At 58.3% G+C, this 19,286-nt stretch carries 18 protein-coding genes and 2 pseudogenes; 6 read left to right on the plus strand and 14 right to left on the minus strand.

Annotation, left to right across the window (positions count from 1 at the left end):
* Positions 1 to 2 precede the first annotated feature (2 nt).
* Both RBB80_RS31770 and RBB80_RS31775 read left to right on the plus strand, forming a co-directional pair.
* Positions 3 to 677, plus strand: a complete 675-nt coding sequence (locus RBB80_RS31770; RefSeq protein ID WP_433966087.1) for a ribonuclease T2 family protein — start codon at positions 3 to 5, stop codon at positions 675 to 677.
* A gap of 86 nt (positions 678 to 763) precedes the next feature.
* Positions 764 to 1,099, plus strand: coding sequence for a response regulator transcription factor (locus tag RBB80_RS31775; protein ID WP_433966088.1), 336 nt, complete (start codon positions 764 to 766; stop codon positions 1,097 to 1,099).
* 126 nt (positions 1,100 to 1,225) lie between these two features.
* On the opposite strand, the gene RBB80_RS31780 is transcribed toward RBB80_RS31775, so the two are convergent.
* Positions 1,226 to 2,305: a hypothetical protein gene (locus tag RBB80_RS31780; RefSeq protein WP_433966089.1), complete on the minus strand. Its 1,080-nt coding sequence runs from the start codon at positions 2,303 to 2,305 to the stop codon at positions 1,226 to 1,228.
* 763 nt (positions 2,306 to 3,068) lie between these two features.
* Here RBB80_RS31780 and RBB80_RS31785 point away from each other — a divergent pair.
* A complete protein-coding gene (locus tag RBB80_RS31785) occupies positions 3,069 to 3,617 on the plus strand; it encodes a DUF4199 domain-containing protein (protein WP_433966090.1) in 549 nt (182 codons plus the stop codon).
* 443 nt (positions 3,618 to 4,060) lie between these two features.
* Here RBB80_RS31785 and RBB80_RS31790 read toward each other — a convergent pair whose 3' ends face one another.
* The 11 genes and pseudogenes from RBB80_RS31790 to RBB80_RS31840 all read right to left on the minus strand — a co-directional run bounded on the left by RBB80_RS31790 (position 4,061) and on the right by RBB80_RS31840 (position 15,698).
* Positions 4,061 to 4,981, minus strand: coding sequence for a uracil-DNA glycosylase (locus RBB80_RS31790; RefSeq protein ID WP_433966091.1), 921 nt, complete (start codon positions 4,979 to 4,981; stop codon positions 4,061 to 4,063).
* Positions 4,982 to 4,999: 18 nt separating this feature from the next.
* Positions 5,000 to 5,212 carry a DNA-directed RNA polymerase subunit omega gene (rpoZ, locus tag RBB80_RS31795; RefSeq protein ID WP_433966092.1) on the minus strand — a complete coding sequence of 71 codons (213 nt, stop codon included), beginning with the start codon at positions 5,210 to 5,212 and terminating at the stop codon, positions 5,000 to 5,002.
* Positions 5,213 to 5,288: 76 nt separating this feature from the next.
* A complete protein-coding gene (gene gmk, locus RBB80_RS31800; protein WP_433966093.1) occupies positions 5,289 to 5,948 on the minus strand; it encodes a guanylate kinase in 660 nt (219 codons plus the stop codon).
* A 58-nt stretch (positions 5,949 to 6,006) separates the two neighbouring features.
* Positions 6,007 to 6,894 carry a YicC/YloC family endoribonuclease gene (locus RBB80_RS31805; protein WP_433966094.1) on the minus strand — a complete coding sequence of 296 codons (888 nt, stop codon included), beginning with the start codon at positions 6,892 to 6,894 and terminating at the stop codon, positions 6,007 to 6,009.
* A gap of 14 nt (positions 6,895 to 6,908) precedes the next feature.
* Positions 6,909 to 8,786 carry an ABC transporter ATP-binding protein gene (locus RBB80_RS31810; protein WP_433966095.1) on the minus strand — a complete coding sequence of 626 codons (1,878 nt, stop codon included), beginning with the start codon at positions 8,784 to 8,786 and terminating at the stop codon, positions 6,909 to 6,911.
* A 73-nt stretch (positions 8,787 to 8,859) separates the two neighbouring features.
* The gene (gene rapZ / locus RBB80_RS31815) at positions 8,860 to 9,798 is read right to left on the minus strand and encodes an RNase adapter RapZ (protein ID WP_433966096.1); all 939 of its coding nucleotides are present in this window, start codon (positions 9,796 to 9,798) and stop codon (positions 8,860 to 8,862) included.
* 37 nt (positions 9,799 to 9,835) lie between these two features.
* On the minus strand, positions 9,836 to 10,459 hold the full coding sequence (hpf, locus tag RBB80_RS31820) for a ribosome hibernation-promoting factor, HPF/YfiA family (protein ID WP_433966097.1): 624 nt from the start codon (positions 10,457 to 10,459) through the stop codon (positions 9,836 to 9,838).
* Between the two features lie 45 nt (positions 10,460 to 10,504).
* Positions 10,505 to 12,241, minus strand: coding sequence for an RNA polymerase factor sigma-54 (gene rpoN / locus RBB80_RS31825; protein ID WP_433966098.1), 1,737 nt, complete (start codon positions 12,239 to 12,241; stop codon positions 10,505 to 10,507).
* A gap of 226 nt (positions 12,242 to 12,467) precedes the next feature.
* A pseudogene (gene lptB, locus RBB80_RS31830) lies at positions 12,468 to 13,195 on the minus strand (LPS export ABC transporter ATP-binding protein).
* The gene (locus RBB80_RS31835) at positions 13,195 to 14,250 is read right to left on the minus strand and encodes an LptA/OstA family protein (protein WP_433966099.1); all 1,056 of its coding nucleotides are present in this window, start codon (positions 14,248 to 14,250) and stop codon (positions 13,195 to 13,197) included. Before RBB80_RS31835 ends, lptB begins: the two are co-directional and overlap by 1 nt.
* On the minus strand, positions 14,190 to 15,698 hold the full coding sequence (locus tag RBB80_RS31840; protein WP_433966100.1) for a hypothetical protein: 1,509 nt from the start codon (positions 15,696 to 15,698) through the stop codon (positions 14,190 to 14,192). Before RBB80_RS31840 ends, RBB80_RS31835 begins: the two co-directional genes overlap by 61 nt.
* A 251-nt stretch (positions 15,699 to 15,949) precedes the next feature.
* On the opposite strand from RBB80_RS31840, the gene RBB80_RS31845 reads away from it, so the two are divergent.
* On the plus strand, positions 15,950 to 16,771 hold the full coding sequence (locus RBB80_RS31845; RefSeq protein WP_433966101.1) for a hypothetical protein: 822 nt from the start codon (positions 15,950 to 15,952) through the stop codon (positions 16,769 to 16,771).
* A 21-nt stretch (positions 16,772 to 16,792) separates the two neighbouring features.
* Here the strand turns inward: RBB80_RS31845 and opgC (RBB80_RS31850) are convergent.
* Positions 16,793 to 17,032: pseudogene (opgC, locus tag RBB80_RS31850) on the minus strand (OpgC domain-containing protein); the annotation flags it as partial.
* Complete coding sequence (opgC, locus tag RBB80_RS31855) at positions 17,026 to 17,859, minus strand: OpgC domain-containing protein (RefSeq protein WP_433966102.1); 834 nt, start codon at positions 17,857 to 17,859, stop codon at positions 17,026 to 17,028. The gene opgC (RBB80_RS31855) and the pseudogene opgC (RBB80_RS31850), both read right to left, overlap by 7 nt.
* Positions 17,860 to 18,127: 268 nt before the next feature.
* On the opposite strand from opgC (RBB80_RS31855), the gene RBB80_RS31860 reads away from it, so the two are divergent.
* Both RBB80_RS31860 and RBB80_RS31865 read left to right on the plus strand, forming a co-directional pair.
* On the plus strand, positions 18,128 to 18,352 hold the full coding sequence (locus tag RBB80_RS31860) for a hypothetical protein (protein WP_158943198.1): 225 nt from the start codon (positions 18,128 to 18,130) through the stop codon (positions 18,350 to 18,352).
* Between the two features lie 87 nt (positions 18,353 to 18,439).
* On the plus strand, positions 18,440 to 19,132 hold the full coding sequence (locus RBB80_RS31865) for a GNAT family N-acetyltransferase (RefSeq protein WP_433966103.1): 693 nt from the start codon (positions 18,440 to 18,442) through the stop codon (positions 19,130 to 19,132).
* Positions 19,133 to 19,286 lie beyond the last annotated feature (154 nt).

Raw genomic sequence — 19,286 nt, forward strand, 5'->3', positions numbered from 1 at the left:
CTATGAAGAAGAAAGCCGCACCCTCGCTTCTGATCCTTCTTCTCCTCGCCGCCTGCAATCCGCCCCCTCGGCCAACGCCTGAGCCTACCCCTCGCCCCACCGCAGCAGGTGCGCAGACGATCGAACCTGCGACCGCCACCCAGCCCTTCGACTACTACCTCCTCAACCTCTCCTGGTCCCCCGAGTTCTGCCACTCGCATCCCAACGCAACCGAGTGCGCCCAGCACCCCGCCTTCGTCCTCCACGGCCTTTGGCCCCAGAACACCAGCGGCGGCTACCCGCAAAACTGCTCCACCGCCTCCGGCCCACGCGACCCCTCAGCCTACAGCGACATCTATCCCGACCCCGGCCTCCTTCGTCACGAGTGGCGCACCCACGGCACCTGCTCCGGCCTCTCTCCCGACGCCTTCTTCACCCTCGCCCGCACCGCATACCACGCCGTCACCATCCCGCCGACGCTAGCCCAACTCGATCACCCCATCTCGCTCACACCCGCCCAGCTCATCGACTCCTTCCAGACCGCGAACCCCCGCATACCCGCCGCCAGCCTCGCCATCAGCTGCGGCAACAACTACCTCACCGCCGTAGAGGTCTGCCTCGACAAAAGCGCCCACCCAACCCCATGCGGCCCCATCCGCTCCTGCCGAGCCAACGCCGTCCGCATCACCCCACCGTAAATGCCCCCGCAAGGCATTGGTCCCCCGGGTCCCGCATCGCGACTCTCCCTCGAATCGGCCACCGCAGTAAAATCCACCCAACCCCCATGAAGCTCCACGTCCTCAGCCATGTCCTCATTCTCGGCCTCGTCGGCGGCGTCCTCATCGCCCGCGCCAGCCGAACCAGCCGCGCCAGACGAACCAGCCCCACCGGCCACCTTCACCCTCAACCAGGTCCAGCTCGACGCCCTCGGCATCACCCCCGCGAGCTCGAAATCCTCACCCTCATCGCTCAGGGCCTCAGCAACCGCGAGATCGCCGACCGCCTCTTCGTCAGCGAGAACACCGTCAAAACCCACTGCAGCCGAGCCTTCGACAAACTCGGCGCCCGGCGCCGCACCCAGGCCGTCCAGCTAGGCAAACAACTAGGCCTCCTCCCCTAGAGCCGTCTCACTCTCGCTGTACCCTAGGCTTCAGGTGCAATGGCCGTTTTCGGTAGGCAATCAGGAAGAGCAGTCAGGCATCGGCCAGTTAACCTGCGCGGAGGTGCATCGGCGTTCGTTTACGTTCTACTCACCAGTGCAACCCCAACCAATCCTGCTCGGTGGAAGGCCCGCGAGTAACCGCCACGCTTCCAGCCATGCGAACGCGCCCTCACGACCGCCAGGCCTGGCGTCAATGAACGCCTTGAAGTATTGAATAGCGGCGGCGCGCTCGTGCTCTTTCCCCGCGGGTGAGAGCGGGGAACCCTCGGTACTATAATCATCTGTGCTCCCACCTGGGTAGGTCCAGAGCAGCTTTGCACTATGAGCCCTGGCGAGCGCGAAGTTGACATAGGGAGTCCACTGGTCCGAAGGAAAACGCGAGAGAAAGCTTTCAACGTGTTCAGTCGCAAGATCGGGCCAGGGACGCTTGTCGAAACCGGGACACTCTCCACTCACGGTCCAGAGGGCCGCCAGCTCGCTCACTTCTCCGCCTTGATCCATCTTCTCTGCCTGTTTAATGAAATTGTTAAGGTAGTTTCCTTGTTTGTCATACTCCGCTCCAAGCCCCTTGTAGAATTCGGGATGTTGGTCAATAGGCCCATCAGGCTTCGCAACATAATCCAAATGGGTGCCTTCCACATAGAGGTCTGCGAGCAGCAACGCAGCCGCTCTCTGATGAGGAGATCGCTGCTTGGCCACTTCCAACCATTTCCCGAGATTGTTACGCGCAAGAGCAGGGTCCACCACCCATTTTGGATTGTGCATCTGACCCGCCCATGCGACAATCTGCCGGGTAAGCGCAGGATCTTGGGCGGCAATCTGAGCGGCTTTCTGCAAAAACGGAGTCAGATCGCTATTCAGCGAATACATTAAAGAACTCGTGCATTCAGAGCATGGTGCGGCTGGAAGCGCGTCACGTTTCACATAGAGCATTATGCCGGTTCGCTGTGCGCTTACTCCTTCCAGCGTATATAAGTAGCTCAATCGAGCACTTACCCCATCATGTTTCCAAACGGCAAAGTCACCGTAGATGTTCTCCGGATGACCGTATTCTTTCCCCGAACTGGCTTGGCTTCGATCTGGTGTGCCCCATACAGAGGAGAGTTCGCGAACAAGGTCCTCCGCCGGGATTTCAGGCGAAGCGGTGTAATGGAGCGCCTGCATCCGGCAGCCTTCCTTGATGGACGCGTGTCCAGGGCTGGGCAGGGGCGGCAACGCGCCTGCCTTCACGCTGGGCAAAAAAACAAGGCGACGCGTCCGAAAGTTGAAGGCGACCGGCTAGGCGACGCTGCGCACCAACTGTCAAAATCCAGGCGAAGATCGTCTGCATAGTGATCCTTGCTACCGTTGTAATGCATCAGTTCGAGCTTCTCGTCGGGGTGGAGCTCTTGCCATGCACCCACGGATGGCTGAGACGACAGAGCCACAATATCGTGCTCCACCTGCCTGGCAAACATGGATGCAGGTGCGTCTTGCGCAAAAGACGGAAGAAGAAACCCGACGAAAAGGAGAGCCGGCACCGCGAGCTTCAGCTTAGACATACGTCCCTTAACTCAGGAGTATAAGGTCTGCAAATGGCTGGGGCGATACGCAATCCTTAAAGCCGGGCGCATTCGATCATCGACAAGGGTGCCGATCTTCACGATGGGAGGCACTTCTTACCGGCTATCCGGAAACTATCCCGTTGTGCCTACAAAGTCGGCTTTCGGCAAGTTGAGTCGTTCACATCAAACTGACTCACTACAGTTTCCCAAACAAAACGACACTCGCATACCTTAGGATTGGCCGTAGTGACAGTGAAACTGCTCTAAACCCTCACCCCAAAACATGATTTCCCCTACCCACCCCAAAATCACCCAAAAGCATGACGACAAACACAGCCTCCACCTTGCAAAGTGTCTCCAAGTCACCCCACAGGAGCCTTCCAATGAAGAAGACCATCCTCACCTTCGGCATCATCTCCGGCGTTCTCTCCTCCGTCATGATGTGCGGCACCGTCCCCTTCCTCCGCGACCTCAACCACGGCAACAAAGGCTATTACCTCGGCTACACCGCCATCATCCTCTCCTTCCTCCTTGTCTTCTTCGGCATCCGCTCCTACCGGGATAACCTCGCCAACGGCGCCATCACCTTCGGCCGCGCCTTCACCATCGGCATCGGCATCACCCTCATCTCCTGCGTCTTCTACGTCGTCACGTGGGAGATCATCTACTTCAACTTTCTCCACGGCTTCATGGACAGCTACTTCGCTCACCAAATCCAGAAGGTTCAATCCACACCCGGCACCCCCGAAGCCATCCAGGCCAAAGTCGCCGCCATCCGCCACTCGCAGCAGCTCTACGAGAATCCCTTCGTCAACGCCCTCTACACCTTCATAGAACCCTTCCCCGTCGGCCTCGTCATCACCCTGATCTCCGCCGCCACCCTCCGCAGGAAGCCCCAACCCCAACCCACTTCACTTCAACCGACAGCTTGAAAAGCTTTGCGTTGAATGCGTACAAGCCTCAGCTCATACACCACACCATCTCGACCTGAGTAGCGCACAGCATCATCGTTCGTTGCCCGGTCAAGAGATCCCGGTATCTCATCAACGCTCAGCGGAGAAGGTCACAAGAGTCCAGAAATTCGCTGTCAAGCCCCGAAACAGCCAAAACCATCCACAATCAACGAGATGCGTGTGGCGTATGAGTTATCCCTAATCCGGTAAAATAAAGAAAGAGAAGAAAAAAGGCCCGGCATGCAGCCGGGCTTTTCGCCATTAAATCCGTAAGCCCTTTGCAAAGACGAATTTACCCGTAACCCTTTTGTTTAGACAATTTTGGAAGAGGCCTAAAAATTCAAGTACTTATAAATAAACAACTTGCGCGGAGATACCCCCCAGGGGGGTGCCCCCACACTTCCCAAAGGATTACAGCTTTGTCAGCCTCGCGTCGCGCCCTTCAACCCCATCTCCCCCATCACCATCTGCAGATCCTTCCACGCGTCACCCTTCATCCGCGGATCCCGCAGCAGAAACGCCGGATGGTAGGTCACCGCCAGCTTCGCCCCTCTGCAGCTATGCCACCTGCCCCGCAGAGCGCTCAGGGACTGCTTCACCCCGAGCAGGTACATCGCCGCCGTAGACCCCAGCGCTACGATCACCTGCGGCTGCACCACATCGATCTGCTGCAGCAGGAACTCGTCGCAGGTATTGGCCTCCACCGGCTCAGGAACCCGGTTCGCCGGCGGCCTGCACTTCACGATGTTGGCGATGTAAACCTCCTCGCGCTTGAGGCCCATCGCCTGGATCATGTTGTTGAGCAGCTGCCCGGCCTTCCCGACGAACGGAATCCCCGAGGCGTCTTCATCCGCCCCCGGCCCCTCGCCAACAAACATCAACCGCGCATTGGCATCGCCATCGCCGAACACGATCGTCCGCCGGCCCGCATACGCCAGCGGACACCGCGTGCAATCGCCAATCTCAGCTTTGATTCCAATCAGCGCCTCAGCCTTATGCGCCGCGTCCACCCGGGTCGCAGGCAGGGGAACAAGATCATCGAAACTCACAAGCTTCGCGATAGGGGGCTCCAGAAATTGTGGTCGACTTGGGACAGAGGCAGTTGGACCAGGCGCAACCGGAACAGCAATTGGAACAGAAGCAACTTGACGCTCCACAACAGACGGCTTCGTCGGCAACGATTGCGTTGCAACTACATCCTCGACGACAGTGACAGCGTCGACAGCGGCGAACGAAGCAGCCTCGGCATACACCGGCTCGCCCTGACGATAGAAGTCATGGACGCCCATATCGCGAAGATATTCCACGTAAGCCCGCAGCTGCTGCTCTGCTTCACCTGCCATGGCTCTATGGTATCGCGCTTAGTGCACAGGAACATCAAGAGCAGGCTCTACAACCTTCTCCGGCAGAACAAACTTCACGTGTCCCTGCTTGATCTCGTCCTGCGCCACGCGACAAGCCTTCATCGACTTGGCCACGATCAGAGGAGAGGCGCCAGACTGTAGCTGCCGCGCACGTCGCGCCGCACCTTTGACCAGACTGTATTTATTGTGGAAAGCATTCTCAATCGTCATGCGTTTCACCCCGATGCAGAAGTTATAACTCACCCCGGCGAAAAGCCATACACAATTCGTAGTGAATAAAACGTCCTTAATCGTGAAAGGTACTCAATGCGTTCTTCAGACGAGGTGAAGCAGCATCGGTTCTGCAGCTCGAAGCCAGCACCTGCACCCCATCCCGCTCGCCGCGCTCGCACAAAACAATCGCCCGCAACTCCGCCACAGCCTGGTCCAGCACATCGTTCACCAGCGCATACTTGTAGTCCCACATCTGCTTCAACTCAGTCCGAGCCTCCGCCAGCCGACTCTGAATCACCTTCTCAGAGGTAACATGCTCGGCCTCGCTTCGGTTGCGCAGCCGCATCTCCAAAACCTGCGGACTTGGCGGCAGAATGAAGATAGACACAGCCTGCGGCATCTTCTTCATCACTTGCACCGCGCCCTGCACATCGATGTCCAGCAACAGGTCCTTACCCGCGTCCTTCGCATGTCCCAGCGCCGACATCGCCGTCCCGTAGTAGTTGCCAAAGACCTCCGCCCACTCCAGAAAGTCACCCGCTGCGATCATCCGCTCGAACTCCTCCCGGGTAGTGAAGTGGTACTCCCGGCCATCCGTCTCCGACCCCCGTGGCGCCCGCGTCGTATACGAAATCGAAAAGTCCAACCCCTCCACCAACGTCCGAAGCTGACTCACCAGCGTCGACTTCCCCGAACCCGAAGGCGCCGAAATGATAAAAAGAATTCCTGCCATGCGCCTCAATCACCTAATCAATTTGTCTCTGCCAGTCTAACAACCGAACTCACAAGAACTACTCGATGTTCTGAACCTGCTCCCGAGCCTTCTCGATCTCAGCCTTCATCTCGAGTCCCAACTCCGTAATCCGCAAGCTATTCTCGCCCGCTGCTCCACTGGTCTTCGACAACATCGTATTCGCCTCGCGGTTCAGCTCCTGCAGCAGAAAGTCCAACCGCTTGCCCAACTCTCCGCCCTCCTCCAGCATCGCCACAAAGCGCTCCACATGCGTCCGTAACCGAACAATCTCCTCCTCGATATCGCTCTTCTCCGCCAGCACCGCTGCCTCAGTCAGCAGCCGCTCCTCGCTCACCGGAACGCCCTGCGTCAGTTCCATCAGCCGACTCCGCAGCCGCTCGAACTGCACCTCGCGCACGCCGTTCCTTAGCCCAGCCATCTCTTCCCCAAAAGCCTGCAGCCGCAGCATCGAAGCCTCGAGTTCAGCAGACAACATCGCTCCTTCCTGAGCCCGCCCTTCATTCAGCTTCGCTACAAGCGGCACGATCTGCGAGAGCACCGCTGCATCAAGCCCCTCAATATCAGCCGGACCCGCGACGCTCTCAGTACTCATCACACCCGGTATGCGCAGCATCGCATTCAAGTCCGGATCGCTCGACACGCCATGCGTCAAAGCAGCCTCGCGAAACGCCTGCACATAAGCCTCCAGCAATCCCGTGTTCAGTTGGATCTCAACATTCGCCCTGCGCTCCAACTGTAGCGTTACCTCGATATGCCCCCGCCTCAGATTCTCCTTCAACATCCTCCGCATCTGCACCTCCAGCCCATCGCAGGACGCTGGCAACCGCAGATGCAGATCGAGAAACCGATGGTTCACGCTCTTCATCGTCAAAGTGAAAGAGATGCTATCGCGCACTGCACCGCGAAGACTGGCGTACCCAGTCATCGAATAAATACTCCTCACGCGATCCCCTCCAGCCCCACCGGTAGCGCAGTTTCGTTGCTACCCACCGGCACAACATCGTCCTCACTGAACTGCATGTTGTAAAGCCGCCGATAGGTCCCCGAGTGCTGCATCAGCTCGTCGTGCGTGCCGATCTCCGTGATCCGCCCACCTTCGATCACCGCGATCCGAGAGGCTCGCCGCACTGTCGACAGTCGATGAGCGATCACAAACACCGTCCGGCCCTGCATCAAATTCGCCAACGCGGCCTGCACAAACTGTTCGCTCTCCATATCGAGCGCCGATGTCGCCTCATCCAAAATCAAGATCGGGGCGTTCTTCAAAATCGCCCGCGCAATTGCCAGCCTCTGACGTTCTCCCCCGCTCAGCCGAGTCCCCTTCTCGCCTATCATTGTGTTATACCCGTCGGGCATGTTGAGAATGAACTCATGCGCCAGCGCCATCCGCGCCGCCTCCTCCACCTTACTCATCGGAACATCCGGCTGACCGTAAGCGATGTTGTTCCGTACCGTATCGTTGAACAGCACCGTCTCCTGCGTCACCTTCCCGATCTGCTGTCGCAGAGAAGCGATCGTCACGTCGCGCAGATCATGCCCATCCAGCAGGATCCTTCCTTCATTCACATCAAAAAAACGAGGAATCAGGTTCACTAGAGAAGACTTGCCCGCGCCGCTCGGACCTACGAACGCAATGACCTCACCGGGCCGCACGTTCAAATTGATTCCATGCAGAACCTGCCTCACCTCGCCGTCACTCTCATAAGCAAAGCCTACCTCTTCAAAACGGATCTCCTCCCTGAACCCCTTCAACACAAACGCACGCTTCTTCTCCTGAACATCGTCCTGCGCGTCCATAAACTTGAAGATCTCTTCGCTCGCTCCGAGCGCTTGCTGAAAGCTGTTGTAAAACAACGCAAATTTCCGAACGGGATCGTACAGCGTAAACACCGCGATCAGGAAAGAAATAAACGAGCCGATCGTCATCGAACCGCTCTTGATGCGGTCGCGGCCAAGCAGCAACAGTAAAGCAATCGCAACCGAGCCGAGCCCGTCCATCAAAGGGGAACTGATCGCCTGAACGCTAACCGACCGCAGATTCGCGCTGAACAACCTCCGCGCCGCGCGGCGAAAGCGATTCATCTCCCACAACTCCATCCCAAAAGCCTTGACGATTCGATTGCCCGTGATGGTCTCGTGAAGAATGTTCTGTATCTCTGCCAGCTTGTCCTGTCCCTTGCGCGTCGTCTGCCGTACCCTTCGCCCAATACGCCGCGCCGAAGAAATCACCACAGGAACGAACAGTAGAAGCACCCAGGCCAGCTTCCCACCGTAAAAAATCGCCACACCGATCATGAAAATCAGCGTGAAGATTTGCTGCAGAAACTCCCCCAGCACACTAGACATCGCCGTCTGCACCCGTTCGATATCGTTGATCAGCGTCGACAACAAAGTCCCCGTCGTATGCTTCTGAAAGAAGCCGACCGAACGTCGCAGCACGGCGTTGTACAGGTCGTTCCGCAGATCGGTAATCATTCCGAAGCCTGCGTAGTTCACGAGATACGTCCCCGCGTAGTCGCATACCGACTTCACCAGCGCAGAGACCACCAGCGCATACGCCACCACCGTCCACGCATTATGAAGGGAGCTCGGAACCAGAAAGTGAAGGTTCGACGGCCTTCCAAGAATAGGCACATGAGGGAACACCAGCACGTCATGCGTATAGGCATCGGGACTCAGCACATTGTCGAAGATAGGCTTGACCAGCAGCACGCGAAACGCCGCCATCGCGCCCACCACCGCCATCAGTACGACCGACGCCATTGAGTACAGCGCGTACGGACGAACGTACAGCAGCAACCGCCAGATGCGCTTCAAGCCGTCACTCTCCCGGTTGTTTCCATCGCATTGCGCATCTTACTATTCTATTGCGCCAGACCGCGCGCGGCAGCTACTTCGGCATATCCCTGTGAGCGGTCTTCACCCGATATCCCTCTTCCGCCAGCCGCTTCTTCATCTCTTCCGCGATAAAGACCGACCGATGTTGCCCTCCGGTGCATCCAAACGCCACCGTCAGATAGCTCTTCCCTTCCTTGATGTAATGAGGCAGAAGAAACTTCAACATCTCCGCCGTCTTATCCAAAAACTCTTTCGTCTGCGGGAATTGAAGAACATACTTCGCGACCTTAGGATGCTTGCCAGTCAGTTTGCGAAACTCCGGCACAAAGTGAGGATTCGGCAGAAAGCGCACATCGAACACCAGATCAGCCTCGGTAGGTACGCCATTCTTGAACCCAAAACTATTTGACGAGATCATCAGAGCCCGTCCGCTCTCCTCGCGCTCGAACTGTGAGTTGATGTGCGCCCGCAGATCGTGCACGTTGAACTTTGTCGTATCCAACACGATGTCGGCGACATTACGAATCGGATCCAGTCGCTTGCGCTCCGCTCGAATCGACTTCACCACTGTATCGCTGCGTCCCATCGGATGAGGCCGCCGCGTCTCGGAGAAACGCCGAATCAGTGCATCCTCACTCGCCTCCAAAAATACCACCCGCGTCGGAAGCACCTTGCGAACCTTCTTCAGAATCGCCGGAAACTCGTCCAGCCGCATCCCCTCGCGCACGTCGACCACCAGCGCCGCACGTTCGATCTCCGCGGACTGTCGCACAAGATCCGCAAAACTCGGCACCAGCTCCAGCGGCAAATTATCGACTGAGTAATACCCCAAATCCTCAAACGCCTTCAGCGCCGACAACTTCCCCGACCCCGAGAGTCCAGTCAAAATGACCAGTTCGCCCCGATGCTCCGGAAGCACGACCTCCACGACTCTCTTCCTGCGCGTCTTAGTGGATGACTTCACAGAACTCTTCGTGACCTGCTTCCTCATGCAGAAATCCTAGCACCCCGGCCTAAGGATCCTCACTCTAAGGAACTTCGATCAGTTCCATCTTTCCGTCACGCTTACGATAGAGCACCATCGCCTGCCCCCCATGGTCGCGAAATACAAACACCTCGCGGTCTCGGAATGCAGCCTCCTTCACGGCCTCTTCGATCGACATCGGCCGCAGCGCGACTGAATCATTCGAGCGCACCACATGCGGCTCCGCAAGCGGCGAATGCGACGGAAAAGAGTGCACCAGCATCGGCACTGCTTTACGGCCAGCGCTGCTCTTCGCCGCCACCTTCACCGCGGCAGTCTTCCGTGCCGCAGGTGCCGCAACCTCGGCCGCAGCTCCCTTCAAACCTGACTTAGGATGCCGCTTGATCGTCCCGTATCTCTTCTTGTGCCGGATCGCCTGCTGTTCAATCTTCGCCAGCGCATCGTGCAACGCGACGATCATATCCGTAGCCTCGCACCGTGCCACCATCTTCTGATGCCTGGTCTGCACCGTCACCTCAGCGATCTGTCGATACTTGTCCGTGGATAAAATCACATGCACGCTGCCGGCGTTGCCGACGATCTTCGCAATCGCCTCCACGCCTTCCTCGGTCTGTGACTTCAGTTTTTTTGTAATCGTTGTCTGTCTGCCGGTGTACTCCACGTCCATACGTTCACCTCGTCCCCGCGATCGGTTCGGATCTTTCGCAGACGATCAGCGTACACGACGCTGGTGCGTGCTTGGAATCTGCATATCTTCCCGGTACTTCGCCACCGTCCTTCGGGTCACCTGAATACCCTGCCGCTGCAACTCAGCAGCCAGTTGATCGTCCGTCAGCGGCTTCCGCTCATCCTCTTCCTCGATCAGCTTCTTCACCTTGCGCTTCAGCAGCACCAACGGCAAATCGCCACCCTCCGGCCCGTTTACTCCCTCAGAGAAGAAAAACCGCAGCTCGAACACGCCCTGCGAGGTATGAACGTACTTGTTCGCGACCGCCCGACTCACCGTGGAAGGATGCACCCCAATCTCCTCTGCAACCTCTTTGATCATCATCGGCTTCAATGCATTGACGCCATGTTCCAGAAACTCCTGCTGCCGCCTGACGATCACCTCGCAAGTCCGCACAATCGTGTTCTTCCTCTGCTCGATATTCCGCAGCAGCTGAATCGCCGACTTGTACCGCTCCTTCACATACTCTTTGACTTCCTTTTCCGTCTGCTTCTGCTGCAGCATCTTGCGATAACCCTGATTCAACCGAAGCGTCGGCATATCCTCTTCGTTCATCAACACGACATAAACATCATCGCGCTTTACAAACGCCACATCCGGCTCAATCAGCCGCGTTTCGCTGTGGTTATATCGCTGCCCCGGCCGCGGATCCAACGTGCGGATAAAGTCCACCGCCGCATTCACTTCATCTGCCGTGCGCCCGCAGCTCCGCGTCAGTTCGCGCATATCCTTCTTCTGCAACAGCGGCAGACAGTTCGTCACAATGTGCGTCGCGATACTAAAGACATCTTCGCGCACCGGATGATCGGAGGTTGCAACCACCTCTACTGCACCATAATCTTCGTCGCTGGCGGTACCATTTTTTGCAGCTGCCTCTGCAGCGTGCATCTGATGGCGTCGAAGCACTATCGCCGCCTCACCCTGCTGCGCGCAAATCTGAATCAGTAGACACTCACGCAAATCCCTCGACCCCACTCCCACCGGGTCAAGAAAATTCACCACCTTCCGCGCCTCGCGGACCGCGGCCAAAAACACCCCGACGGCCTCATCGGATGCAGCCGCTAAATCCAGCGACTCACCCTGCACCGAGCCGTCTTCTCCCTCGCTCGTCTCCGGAAGATCCCACACATGCGCAGACCGGCTCTTGGTCCCCCGTTCAAATGGAATCGGCTCCGACCGCTCCGGCTCCTGCATCTGCATCAGGGCCGCCACCAGCTCCTCATCGCTCGCCGTCAGATAACCATTCTCATTCAGATTTCCCACCACCAAGTCCGCAGCGGCTCGAACCTCCGGGCTCAGCGTCAGCGAACCCAACTGCCACGCCAGATGATCGCTCAGCGTGCTCGGTTGCGAAAGAAAGTTCTCGAACGATGGCTTGTCGTACTCTTCAAAATTGGAGGCCGTACGAAAACCAGGATCGAGATAATCCTGAAAGTAGCTGCCGAAGTCGATCTCATCGAACGGGTCCTTTTCTACCCTCTCGCTCTCCGCAGCGACATCTTCCGCAGAACGCTCCCGATCCCCTTCAAGGCCCGCTCTTTCATCCAGCGTGGCAACCGACTCTTCCAACTCCTCAAGGACCGGATTCTCCACCATCTCGGTGTTGATCATCTCTCTCAGCTCGAGCTTGTTCAGCGCCAGCACGCTGACCATCTGCACCAGGCCAGGCGTCAATACCTGTCGTTGCGAGACTTTCAAGTTCAGCTTCGGTTGCAGCAGCACGTTTATTCCCTCACGACTCGATTACTTTAACTTTGGTGTAGATGTGCCGTTTGGCACGTCTCGTGCTCATTGTGCAATTAATTACAAACAGAATGCCAATCCCTTGCTTGGCCACAGTCTACACGCCCTGCCTCGATCTCGCTGTAAGTCTAACGCTGTCAAAAGCTGCGCGCCCTGCACAGATAGCATCTCCGTCTTACAACAGAAGTTGTAACGTTGCGGATCCTCAGCCCATCGAGAAGTTCTCGCCCAGGTAGATTCGCCGTACCTCGGGATCGCGCCCCAGTTCACCCGGCGTTCCCGTCTTAAAAATCTTCCCTTCGGCGATGATATAGGCCCTATCTGTCACGGACAAAGTCTCTCTCACATTGTGGTCCGTAATCAGCACTCCGATCCCGCTCTTCTTCAATCCGAAGATAATCTCCTGGAGATCCAACACCGCAATCGGATCGATACCCGAAAACGGCTCGTCCAGCAGGATGAACGCCGGTTCGATCGCCAGGCACCGCGCAATCTCCACGCGCCTGCGTTCTCCCCGCTCAACGCATAGCCTCGAGTCTTCCGCACATGCCCCAGGTTCAGCTGTTCAATCAGCTTTTCCGTGCGCGTCCGACGGCTCTCCCAGCTCAACTGCTGCGCCTCCAGCACCGCCAGGATATTGTCCTGCACCGTCAGCTTGCGAAACACCGAAGGCTCCTGCGGTAGATAACTGATGCCATAGTTCCTCGCCCGCAGATACATCGGCAGCCGGCTAATGTCATGCCCATCCGCAAGCACGCGCCCCGTATCCGGACGCACCAGCCCAACAATCATGTAGAAACTCGTCGTCTTCCCCGCGCCGTTCGGCCCCAGCAGCCCAACCACCTCACCCTGTTCGATCTCCAGGCTGACCTCCTTCACCACCTGGCGGCCGCCGTACGACTTGCCAATCTCCTCCGTCGATAAGGTCTTCATTACTTGTTCTTCACCCGCGTCTCCGTGCGCACTCGTTGTCCCGCGCCACTCTCTCCTTCATTAGAAACCACGACGTTCTCATCTCCGGTGTGGAATTGCAGAGACGTACCAGTCACGGTCCCCCGCTGATCGTCCACAACCTTCGGTAACGCCCCCGTCGTCCCAGTCAAAACAAACATGCCATTACTCGCGGTGTACACCAGCTGCTCCCCGCTCGCATGTCGGCCCGGCTGTTGCATCTCAATATGCCCACTCGCCACGACCCTCTCCACGCTGCCGCCCATAAATCCGCCGGCCGCACCATCAGGTTTCTTCGCGCCATTAGTCGGAGCCGCCTGCAGATAAACGACCGCCTGCTGTCCTCGCATACTTCCATCCGTACTATCCACCTGAACCCCACCCGTAAAGTCCGCCTTGCGTGCCTCATCCGAATAAACCAGCTCACGGCTGATCACCCGCACCACGCTGGTCTTACCGCCGCCCACCTGCTTGCCCTTCTTTACTAAATCCGTTTTGGTACCAGTCCCGACACTCACCAGCACAGTACGAACAGCGGCGGGAGCGCCCTGTCCCTCGCCATGCGCCCGCAGCCTCTTCTGCTTCTGTTCAAATTCAATCACTGGAGCATCCACCTGCGAAGCACCCTGCCACAACCGTGCCGGCGTACTCTCAGCCCGAGACCTCGCTCCATAAAATATCGCTACCTGCGAATCATGTTTCAGCTCCGCACGCGACGCAAGCACATGCACGGGCTCAGCCTCACTGCCCAGCTGACTAAAGCTCGCCTTCACCGAGCCGTCCGCCGTAGCATCTCCCGTCTGCTGCTCAGTCACCACCCGATCCGCCCACAACACACTCGTCCCATTACTTACCTGAACATTGCCTGTCAACGTAGTCCGTTCCAATTCGCCGTCATAAGCAGCTCGCTCCGCTGTCACTCGCTCCTCTACCGGCGCAGCAGAATCGCCCGGCTTCTTCACCGGTAACTCTGTCATCACCACATGCCCCTGCTCGATTGCACTCGTAATCTCATCCGCCCCTTGCCCTTTGCCCACAGCGTTCGAACCGTGCGCCACTCCCGCACCAGGCCGAAAATGTGCAACCAACGAATCCCCCGAACTCGTATCGACGACTCCTTTCCATTCACCCGACGCATCGACGTGTGCCCATCGCCATGCACCTCCGCAAGATGGTCTGCGTTCCCCACACGCATAAAGTGTGCCGTCAAGACATCCCCCGCTAACGCACTGCTGGTCGTCCCCCCACCCTTGACAGCCGGATTGATCACCTTAAGCCGCGCATCCCCCATAGCCTTCGCATCGCGCAACTGTGCCCTCCCAGTGCGATCTGCAGACAAGGCCACCTCCATCTGCCCGGCGTTCAACTCACGCTCTCCCCAGGCTTCAAACGACGCATCTGTCCGAACTCGCTCGCTCAAATGCACCGCGCCCTTCGTCACCACATGCTCCGGTCGCCCCGCCTTATCGAACGTCGCCCGCGCCTCCAATGCCTCGCCCTTGGCCTGTCGCAGCGGCTCATCCACCGAGTACTTCACCCCGCCCTGCATCACCGCCGACGACGGCTGATTCTGCGCATTCAACGTCATCTCACCTCGCGGAGCCGCCACCGTCCCGCCCAATCCATTGGTCAGCGTTACCTCTCCTTCCGCCTCAATCCGCTCAGCCGTTCCATCCGGCCTTAGGTGCACGACAACATCTCTCGCCTGCGCGGTCTGTCCCGCGCCTCCGTTGCCGCCCACCGCCACATACTTCGCCTGAGTCAGCACCGCTCTTTGATTCTGCCGATCCAACTCCGCCCGCGACGCCGTCAACATCACCGGCCGGTCATGCTCCAGCCCATTCACCCGCACGGCCGAATGCAGCACCACTACGCCTGTATCCGCGCTGTAATCCGCCCCCACCGCATGTCCTGTCAGCCCACCAGACTCGAACTCAATCTCGTTATCCGTCGCCGCCACTCCCAGCTTCTGCAAAAACACCAGCCCACTGGTCGTCACATGGATCAGTCGCACATCCTTAGTCTCAGCCGCTCCCGCGGCATGCAGATCTTTTCCTGCGGCATAGTCCATCTTTGCGCTCGCATCCGCTGCCTCCGGTGCCTGCAGGTCGATGTGCACCTCCCCATCCGCACGGATCACCTGGTTCTTCTGGTCATACTCAAACTCTTTCCCGTAGATCCTGTCGGCCCGATCCTCCTTGCGTCCATAGAGCACAATCCCCACATCGTGCAGCGTCACCTTGCCATCAGCACGTTCCACTGCCTTGGCCGCATGAACCGTATAGATCGTCCGCCCCTGCACCGACTGCGAGTAAGTAAACCCGTTGGTCTCCCGCCGAACATTCACCCCCAGCTTCTTCGGCAGATTCGTCAGAAACCGATGCGCCCGGTAGTGGGCATATCCCAGAAAAGAGGCGATCACGATCACCAGCAAGCCAGCACCCGCCAGCAACCAGACCCGCAGCCGTTCTACCGAAACGTTCATTCCCCTTCTATCTTCTCATCCCGACCTGTCCTCCCAGACGGGCCCACTGCGCGTGGGGCGGTCACTTCGTGACGCGTATACCGGTCTCGGCAAGATGAGCAGCACAGATCCTCCCGTTGGTCGGAATCATCTTCCACCGACCAACGGGAGGACCACGCGAAGCTCTAAAAAGGCGTGCGAACGCCCGCCCCACGCGCAGTGGGCCCGTCCGGCAGGACCAGTCATCGAACCAAAAGGTCTAAACTAGAACCATGGCCGATCAGCTCTACCTCAGTCTCTGGTTCCCCAACTTCCGCTTCGAAACCCTCCCGGCGACCATGGTCTCGGTCATGCGTCAGTTCGCGCTCATCAGCGGAGAAAAGCGCGTCGCGGCAGCCAGCGTCTATCCCATCAGCTTCACCGAAGCTCCCACCTACCAGCGCATCTACGTCAACGACGACCGCGCCGAAGAAAATCAGGACACCTCTGGCTCCATCATCGAAAACGCTGTCGCCGAAGCCACCGAACAGCTCCACGACGACATGGCCTACGAGTTCGAGATGCGTTGGAAGCTCTGGTCCCCAGAGGTCGACCCCAACTACCCTAATCCCGACATCGATCCCGACTCCGACATCGACCCCGAGTACGAGTCCGCCGCCCTCGATCCTCTCTGGAAGCTCCAGCCCGCCACCGTCCGCATCCTCGGCTTCGGCCCCAAGTTCGACGACGCCAGCTTCGACCAGAACGGCCACATCCGCATCGACTTCGGTCTAGACACACCTTGGCTCGCCGAGACCCTCGAGGACGAGCAACTCGACGAGGCCGCCACAAAACACATCCAGCAGAACGTAGAGATGCTCTTAGCCTTCACCCTCTCCGTGGAAAAAACTGCGGCATCAGCAGCCGTCTCCTCTGGACCGAATCCGGCGAGCCCCTCGCCCAGAAGCTCATCGACCGCCTGCAGCGCGTCAACTAGCGCTTTCACTCACAGCCCTCTCGCCTTGACCCGTCGCCTTCGCAGCCGCCCTCGCCTCTCTGCGCAACCTCGCCTCCCTCATCGCCACCAGCATCAGCCCCGCAAAGGTCAGCGATAGCACCCCATACGCTCGAGCACCATGCAGCTGCGGAGTATCTTCGTACAACAGCGTCAGTCCGACGAACACAAAGAAGACGTGCGCGCAAAAAACCTGCAACGAGGCCTTTCCCAGCGTCAGAAACGGCTCAACCGAGATTAGCTTCACCAGATACCGCCGCATCCAGTAGCCGACGACTAGAAACGCCGCCAGATTCACCAACCGCATCGGTCCAATCTGCCACTTATCCAGCCCAATCCCCAGCGACTCCTGCGTCAACATCGGCCCCAGCCAATGATGCCGCACCCCAAGAAAAACAGGCACACCGTCCCGCACCCTGCCACGACATACCCCGGAACCCGCTTCAACGGCATCTCCTGCTGAGCGCTCTTTGCCCCCAGCCACAGCCCCGCAATCCACACTCCCTGCCACGCAAACAGGTTGAACGCACCCGTCTCCTGCAGCGGAATCGGCAGATGCGTCACCCGCACAATCCACGCATGCACCAGCTCCCGCAATCCAAACTGTGCCCAAACCCAAAGTACAGCGCTACCGCCGAGCACCCATCTCCACCCATAACGCACACCCACCGCCAGCGCAACCGGCGTCAGAAACATGAAGATCACATACATCGGCAGGATATCCAGCAGCGGAGGACAGTAGATCAGCAGCACTCCGCCAAGTATCGCCACCTTCGGATGACCCAGGTAGAAGTTGATCAGGTTGTAGATCGCCGACCGGTGAGTCTTCGCCGCAAGGGCAGCTGCGATGGTAAACGCGAACGCCACCATCAACAGGTGATAACCATAAATCTTCAGCGTTCGTCGCCACAGCCTCACAATCACGCCAGATACATCCTGCAACGCGTCCCGCAGGTACAGCTGGCCTACCAGCATCGCCGACAAAAACACAAACCCCTCCGCCGAAGACACAAATCCAACCGGCTGATTCACGAAGTCGCTGAAGTGCGTCGGCATGTGGGTGAACGTCATCCACACCAGAAACAGCCCACGCAGAGCATCCAGCTCCGGTCTCCTCTGCGTCTTTGGACTACTGAGCGTCACCGGTAATCCCTTCGCTGGAAAAGGCGCACCTTCAGCATAGGCCACAAAGCCACCAGCAACGGTGTCGCGATTCGCTCCCCAGGGACAAGCATTAAAGGCCCTCTCCACTACTACAGACGTCCCGAACAACAGATCCGCTGCAGCCGCGCCGAAGATTCCAGACCGACTCTCAAACCCCGGAAGCCACCAGGAAACGCAGAAAACAAAGACGAAGCGTCTTTACGAACTTCATTGAAATCTCTTATGCCTTCTTTACGAATGCAGTGCTGAAATAGAAAAGTCGGCTGAAAGCAATGACCGACAGGAGAGTTAGATGAACACCTTTCGCACCCGCAGACCGCTCCTGGTAAACGCCACTCAGTGCCTCCACCCCACCCTCATCCTCACCGACTCAGGCCAGCGCAAAGCCTATCCCGGCGACTGGATCATCGAAGGCGAAAACCGCGAGCGTTACATCGTCGACAACACCTTCTTCCAGCGCACCTTCGCCCCTATTCCATGGGAGTCCTCCAGCGAAGGCCGCCACTACGGCAGCTAAGCCATCTTCCCGTCAAAAGTCCATCCGAAACCTCCACCAACCGGCCCCCGGCCCACGATCCTCAAAGAGAGAAAAGCGCAGTGTCCTATGGCATTGTCCCCTGTACTAGAACCTCCGGCCTCCCCGTTCCCCTTCTTACCGACAACACCGATCACCCCCACAGCCTCACCCCTCTTCCCGAAGCCCCGCATCGCCCCATCGCAAGCCTGCTCCGCCACCCTCCCCAACGAACCCAAAGCAATCTTCCTGCGAACACGTAAGGCGCAGCTGCAGGACGCTCGCTCCATCCATCAGCTGATCGACAGCTTCTCCCACGACGGCACTCTTCTTCCCCGCTCGTACGCTGAAATCTGCGCCAACATCCGCACCTTCACCGTCGTCGAAACCCACACCCACCAGTTCCTCGGCTGTGCTGCCCTCCACATCTACGGACCGCACCTCGCCGAGATTCGTTCCATCGTCGTCCGTCCCGACATAAAAGGCTGCGGAGCAGGAGGCCAGCTCGTCCACGAGCTCCTGCGTCAGGCCAACGCCCGTGGCATCACATGCGTCTGCCTCTTCACTCGCATCCCATCCTTCTTCAAGCACTTTCACTTCTACGTTGCCGAGCGTCACGCTTTCAACGACAAGGTGCTAAAAGATTGCTCCCACTGCGCCCGCCGCAACGCCTGCGACGAGACCGCGATGGCCCTCGGCGAGCTTCCCGCCTCGCGAGACAAGCCGCAGAACGACCCCTTCCTGCTACAGCAACACTCAGAGCTGGTACAACTTCAGCTCTGAACGCCTCACCAGGAAGTGTCATTCAAGGCACCGCTCCCTCACGTTACCCTTGCCGTCAACAGTTTTCGTCATGCATGATGACGAACAACAAAACAACGGCCGGCAAGGGATGTCACCCCCTTGCCTCCTTCACATCCAGCATCCTATGCGTAGC

The organism is Tunturiibacter gelidiferens (genome assembly GCF_051013345.1).
In the GTDB taxonomy this organism is placed as follows: domain Bacteria; phylum Acidobacteriota; class Terriglobia; order Terriglobales; family Acidobacteriaceae; genus Edaphobacter; species Edaphobacter gelidiferens_A.

Excerpts from the sequence above, each read along its gene's own strand:
- RBB80_RS31840 (WP_433966100.1), bottom strand. The coding sequence starts at position 15,698 with ATGAACGTTTCGGTAGAACGGCTGCGGGTCTGGTTGCTGGCGGGTGCT.
- RBB80_RS31860 (WP_158943198.1), top strand. The coding sequence starts at position 18,128 with ATGAACACCTTTCGCACCCGCAGACCGCTCCTGGTAAACGCCACTCAG.
- rpoZ (WP_433966092.1), bottom strand. The coding sequence starts at position 5,212 with ATGACGATTGAGAATGCTTTCCACAATAAATACAGTCTGGTCAAAGGT.
- RBB80_RS31770 (WP_433966087.1), top strand. The coding sequence starts at position 3 with ATGAAGAAGAAAGCCGCACCCTCGCTTCTGATCCTTCTTCTCCTCGCC.
- RBB80_RS31845 (WP_433966101.1), top strand. The coding sequence starts at position 15,950 with ATGGCCGATCAGCTCTACCTCAGTCTCTGGTTCCCCAACTTCCGCTTC.
- RBB80_RS31785 (WP_433966090.1), top strand. The coding sequence starts at position 3,069 with ATGAAGAAGACCATCCTCACCTTCGGCATCATCTCCGGCGTTCTCTCC.
- RBB80_RS31790 (WP_433966091.1), bottom strand. The coding sequence starts at position 4,981 with ATGGCAGGTGAAGCAGAGCAGCAGCTGCGGGCTTACGTGGAATATCTT.
- RBB80_RS31780 (WP_433966089.1), bottom strand. The coding sequence starts at position 2,305 with ATGCAGGCGCTCCATTACACCGCTTCGCCTGAAATCCCGGCGGAGGAC.
- RBB80_RS31865 (WP_433966103.1), top strand. The coding sequence starts at position 18,440 with ATGGCATTGTCCCCTGTACTAGAACCTCCGGCCTCCCCGTTCCCCTTC.
- hpf (WP_433966097.1), bottom strand. The coding sequence starts at position 10,459 with ATGGACGTGGAGTACACCGGCAGACAGACAACGATTACAAAAAAACTG.
- rapZ (WP_433966096.1), bottom strand. The coding sequence starts at position 9,798 with ATGAGGAAGCAGGTCACGAAGAGTTCTGTGAAGTCATCCACTAAGACG.
- RBB80_RS31805 (WP_433966094.1), bottom strand. The coding sequence starts at position 6,894 with ATGACTGGGTACGCCAGTCTTCGCGGTGCAGTGCGCGATAGCATCTCT.
- RBB80_RS31775 (WP_433966088.1), top strand. The coding sequence starts at position 764 with ATGAAGCTCCACGTCCTCAGCCATGTCCTCATTCTCGGCCTCGTCGGC.
- gmk (WP_433966093.1), bottom strand. The coding sequence starts at position 5,948 with ATGGCAGGAATTCTTTTTATCATTTCGGCGCCTTCGGGTTCGGGGAAG.